Source organism: Nonomuraea basaltis (assembly GCF_005893125.1).
Classification (GTDB): Bacteria; Actinomycetota; Actinomycetes; order Streptosporangiales; family Streptosporangiaceae; genus Nonomuraea; species Nonomuraea basaltis.
In genome coordinates this window covers 1-4,169 of sequence record NZ_VCJS01000444.1, presented here as the reverse complement: position 1 = coordinate 4,169, position 4,169 = coordinate 1, and the positions used below count along the sequence as shown (strand labels likewise).

General features: G+C 72.2%; 4 protein-coding genes. 3 read left to right on the top strand and 1 reads right to left on the bottom strand.

Annotated elements, in window-relative coordinates; translation table 11 throughout:
* Together EJK15_RS72385 and EJK15_RS67965 are read left to right on the top strand one after the other, a co-directional pair.
* Window positions 1-1,374: WD40 repeat domain-containing protein (locus EJK15_RS72385; protein WP_420847195.1), on the top strand; the 1,374-nt coding region annotated here is incomplete at its 5' end.
* A gap of 24 nt (window positions 1,375-1,398) precedes the next feature.
* Entirely contained in the window at window positions 1,399-2,109 is a 711-nt protein-coding gene (locus tag EJK15_RS67965) for a VOC family protein (RefSeq protein WP_206062304.1), read from the top strand.
* 125 nt (window positions 2,110-2,234) lie between these two features.
* On the opposite strand, the gene EJK15_RS67960 is transcribed toward EJK15_RS67965, so the two are convergent.
* A complete protein-coding gene (locus tag EJK15_RS67960; protein ID WP_240778124.1) occupies window positions 2,235-2,789 on the bottom strand; it encodes a TetR/AcrR family transcriptional regulator in 555 nt (184 codons plus the stop codon).
* A gap of 88 nt (window positions 2,790-2,877) precedes the next feature.
* On the opposite strand from EJK15_RS67960, the gene EJK15_RS67955 reads away from it, so the two are divergent.
* Window positions 2,878-4,068: an FAD-dependent monooxygenase gene (locus EJK15_RS67955; protein ID WP_138720715.1), complete on the top strand. Its 1,191-nt coding sequence runs from the start codon at window positions 2,878-2,880 to the stop codon at window positions 4,066-4,068.
* Window positions 4,069-4,169 lie beyond the last annotated feature (101 nt).

Sequence of the window (4,169 nt, the reverse complement as noted above, 5' to 3'; positions counted from 1 at the left end):
GAGCTGTTCCAGGGCGAGCCGCTGGACAGGGCGCTGGCCTGGGCGACCAGCGGGCGGCGGCGGATGACGCTGAGCGCGGGCGAGCAGACCTTCCTCGACGCGGCGATCGCCCGGGGCCGCAGGCGGTCGCGCCGGCGGTGGGCGGTCGTGGCGGGGCTGCTGCCGGTGGTGCTGCTCCTGGGGTTCTGGCAGACGTTCTGGCAGTGGAACGACGCCGACGGGCGGCTCGAACAGGCGATGGCCAAGGTGGCGGCGTCGCGGGCGGAGGCGCTGCGGCTGACCGACCCGGTCACGGCACGCAAGCTGAGTCTCACCGCCTGGCGGCTGGCGCCGATCCCCGAGGCGCGGCGGGCGCTGACGGCGGCGGACGCGGCGGTGGCGGTGTTCACGGACCCGTGGGCGGGGCCGCGCTCGCTCCACGCCATCAGCGGCGACGGCACCCGGCTGGCGGCGCTGGAGGAGAACACGCTCCGGGTGTACGACCTCGCATCGGGTCGCGAGATCGCCCGGACGGCGGGGCCCGCCCAGAGCGTACGGGCGATGGCCTGGGCGCCCGACGGCCGGACGCTGGCGCTGGTGGGGGTCGACCGGTCGTACCTGTGGGACACCGCCTCCGCGAGCGTGGGCCCACCCTTCGGCAGGGGGCTCGGCGCGCCCGGGGAGCAGTCGGCGTGGTTCAGCCCTGGCGGCGGGCTGCTGTTCGCGGCGGCCCGGCAGTCGGGCGAGCGGTGGGCGTGGGACCTGCGGGCGCGACGAGCGGCGTTCGTGGGCGAGTACGCGGTCGTCGGCCCTGACGATCGGGTGGCGCTGGTGTTCGCGGGCAAGCGATCCGAGATCAGGCGGACGGGCCGGGAGTCCCGGGCGGCGTCGTGGCTGGACCGGATGCCCTGGGAGTACACGACGTTCGCGCCGGACGGGCGGCGGGTGGCGATCGCGGAGGAGAGCGGCATCCAGATCTACGGGCTCGACGGGGTTCCCACGGACTATGCGCGGCTGCGGCCGTCGCCTGGGTATCTGCGGTTCAGCGCGGACGGGCGGCTGCTGGCCAGCACGGACAGCGACCGCGTACGGGTGTGGCGGCTCAACGACGGCACGCTGCCGGACGACGACAGGGCCCAGCCCGGCGGCGGGACGCTGATCGCCGATCGGCCGGTGGTGGCGACCGGCGTGGACCGCCCGGCCCAGGCCGTCTTCACCCCGGACGGGCGCCGGCTGCGGGTGCTGACCGGGCGCGGCGTCGTCCTCACCATCGCCCTGGATCCCGAGCCTCCGCCCGCCGACCACGCGGCACATATCTGCTCCCGGTACGGCGGGCTCTCCCCGCAGGAGTGGGCCGAGCACCTGCCGGAGCTGCCCTACCGCGAGGCGTGCTGAGCAGGGGACGGCACAATGCCCTCTATGACCTTGGACCATCTCGTGTACGCCACCCCTGACCTGGACGCGACCGCGGCGGAGCTGGAACGGCTGCTCGGCGTGCGGGCCGCAGTGGGCGGGCGGCACCCCGGCCTCGGCACCCGCAACCAGCTGATCGGACTCGGCGGCAGGAGCTATCTGGAGATCATCGGCCCTGATCCCGACCAGGACCCGCCGATCGGGCCGAGGCCTTTCGGTATCGACGAGCTGACGGCCGCGGCCCTGGTGAGCTGGGCTGTGGCGGTCGACGGCATCGACGCGGTCGTGGCGCGTGCGCGCACTCTGGGCTACGACCCCGGCGACCCGCAGGACATGTCGCGCCGCACCCCCGCCGGCGACCTCCTGAGCTGGCGCCTCACCCCGCCGCAGCACATCGGACATGCCGGTATCGTCCCGTTCCTCATCGACTGGGGCAGCACGCGCCATCCAACAGAGAGTGGACTACCGCTGGTAGAGCTGGTGTCCCTACGCATCGGCCATCCCGACCCCGAGGCGGCGCGGAAGGACCTGACCGCCGTCGGCGTCACCACCATCCCCACCGCGAAGCCTCACCCGGACACGAGCGCCGCACGAGCCACCCCCACAGCGGAACCCTGTCGGGACGTGGCCGCCGCGCGGTTCGGCCTCGCTCTGGATACCCGCCCCCGCCTGACCGCAGTGCTGTCCGGGCGATGCGGACACGTGATGCTCAGCTGATCCCCAATCCTCCGCCCGGCGCAACACGACTGCCCGCCCAGATCAGCGCCACTCCCCGGCCCGCCCAGCACGGCGCAAGACGCGTGGCCCGCCCGGCACAGCGCAACACGCCTGCCTAGCCCGGGTCAGCGGAACATGCCGGCCAGGAGGTCTCGCATGGCGTCGGTGAGCTCGTTCAACGTCGGCGTGGAGCCGGCCCCGGCGATGGCGTCGAACATGAGACCTTCCCCGAAGGCCACCAGCTGGCGTGCATGCCGTACCGGATCCTTCGAGCCCAGCGCGGCCAGGATGCCGACGGCGGGGTCGCGGAAGCGGCGGCCGGCCGCGTCGTAGATCTCGCGTAGCTCCGGTCGCCGCGTCGCCTCCAGCGCCAGCTCGTAGCGGGCCAGCGTGCGCCTGCGGTCCTGGAGCTGGATGTGCAGTGCCTCCGCCATCCGGCCGGGCAGTTCGGGGAGTTCGAACGCCTCGCTCTCGTACGCCGGTGCCAGTGCCCGCATCTCCAGCTCCGTGAGCCGCGACAGCGTCAGCTCCAGCAGGGCGGCGCGGGTGCGGGCCAGGTTGGAGGTGGATCCGGGCGGCAGGCCCGCCGCCTCGTCGACGGCCCGATGGGTGAGGCCGCGCATGCCTCGCTCGGCCAGCAGTGTGATGGCCGTGTCCGCGACGGTCTCTGAGCGTTTCACGGGACCCGATACTACAGCGGTAGTGCAGCCGAACTACAGGCGTAGTATGGTGAGACTACAGACGTAGTGAGAGAAGGAGGGTCCTGAGATGCCCAGGGCTGTTGTGATCGGCGGCGGTATCGGCGGGCTGACCAGCGGGATAGCGCTGCGCCGTAAAGGGTGGGACGTCACCGTGCTCGAGCGGGCGCCCAAGATGGATCCGGTCGGGTCGGGGCTGGCGATCGCGGCCAACGCCCTCAAGGCTCTCGACACGCTCGGCCTCGGCGATCCCATACGCCGGCTCTCCAGGTTGCAGGGGCAGGCGGGGATCCGGAGGAGTGACGGGCGGTGGCTGGTGCACACCACCATGGACGTCGCGGAGGCGCGGTACGGGGATTCGGTGGTGGTCATGCTGCGAGCGAGGTTGATGGAGGTGCTCGCGGATGCGCTGGGGGCCGGACATCTGCGGTTGGGCATCACCGTGTCCGGGGTGGACGCCGAGAGCGGCGTCGTGCGTACGGATGAAGGCGATCTCCAGGCCGATCTCATCGTGGCGGCCGATGGCATCAACTCGAAGACCCGGCAGGCGCTCTTCCCGGAGCACCCTGGTCCGACGTACTCAGGGGTTACGGCGTGGCGCGGTCTCATACCTCGGGGGGATCTGGACATCCGGAGTACGGAGAGCTGGGGGAAGGGGCTGGTGTTCGGGGTCAGCCTGCTGGCCGATGACGTCGTGTACGTGTACGCGACCGATGTGCTGCCTGCGGGGACCGTGTTCGAGGACGAGCGGGAGGAGCTGTTGCGGAGGTTCGGGGACTGGCATGATCCGATTCCCGGGCTGCTGCGCGCGGCCGATCCGGCGGGGATCATCCGTAATGACGTCTGCTCCTACGACACACCGCTGCCTGCCTTCCATCGCGGGAAGGTGGCGCTGGTGGGAGACGCCGCGCATGCGATGACGCCCAACCTCGGGCAGGGGGCCTGCCAGGCGATCGAGGACGCGGTCGTGCTCGCCCACCTGGCCGGCAACGCCGGTGACCACCTCGCGGCCTACACCGCCGCTCGGCTGGAGCGGACGTCGAAGGTCGTGCGGCAGTCGATGAGCATCTGCAAGGTCACCAAGCTCCGTAACCCGGTCGCGGTCTGGCTGCGCGATCTCGGCATTTCCGTGGCCGCCAAGTCCAGGCCGGACATGATGTTGCGGTCCATGGACGACGTGCTGAGCTGGCGCCCGCCGGCGGGCGAGAATGGCGGGGACCGGGGATCGGACCCGGCTGCCCTGCGGTCCGGAAGGAATTGACAGGCCGGCACAGGACGCGGACGTGCTCGAGAACCACCCGGCCGAATGGCGGGGGTCGCTCAGCTCACCTCGGAGGTCGCGGTCACCGGGCGGGGTGGGGC

What these genes read in the sequence shown, in the direction of transcription:
- EJK15_RS67955 (WP_138720715.1), top strand. Translation starts at nt 2,878, where the DNA reads ATGCCCAGGGCTGTTGTGATCGGCGGCGGTATCGGCGGGCTGACCAGC.
- EJK15_RS67965 (WP_206062304.1), top strand. Translation starts at nt 1,399, where the DNA reads ATGACCTTGGACCATCTCGTGTACGCCACCCCTGACCTGGACGCGACC.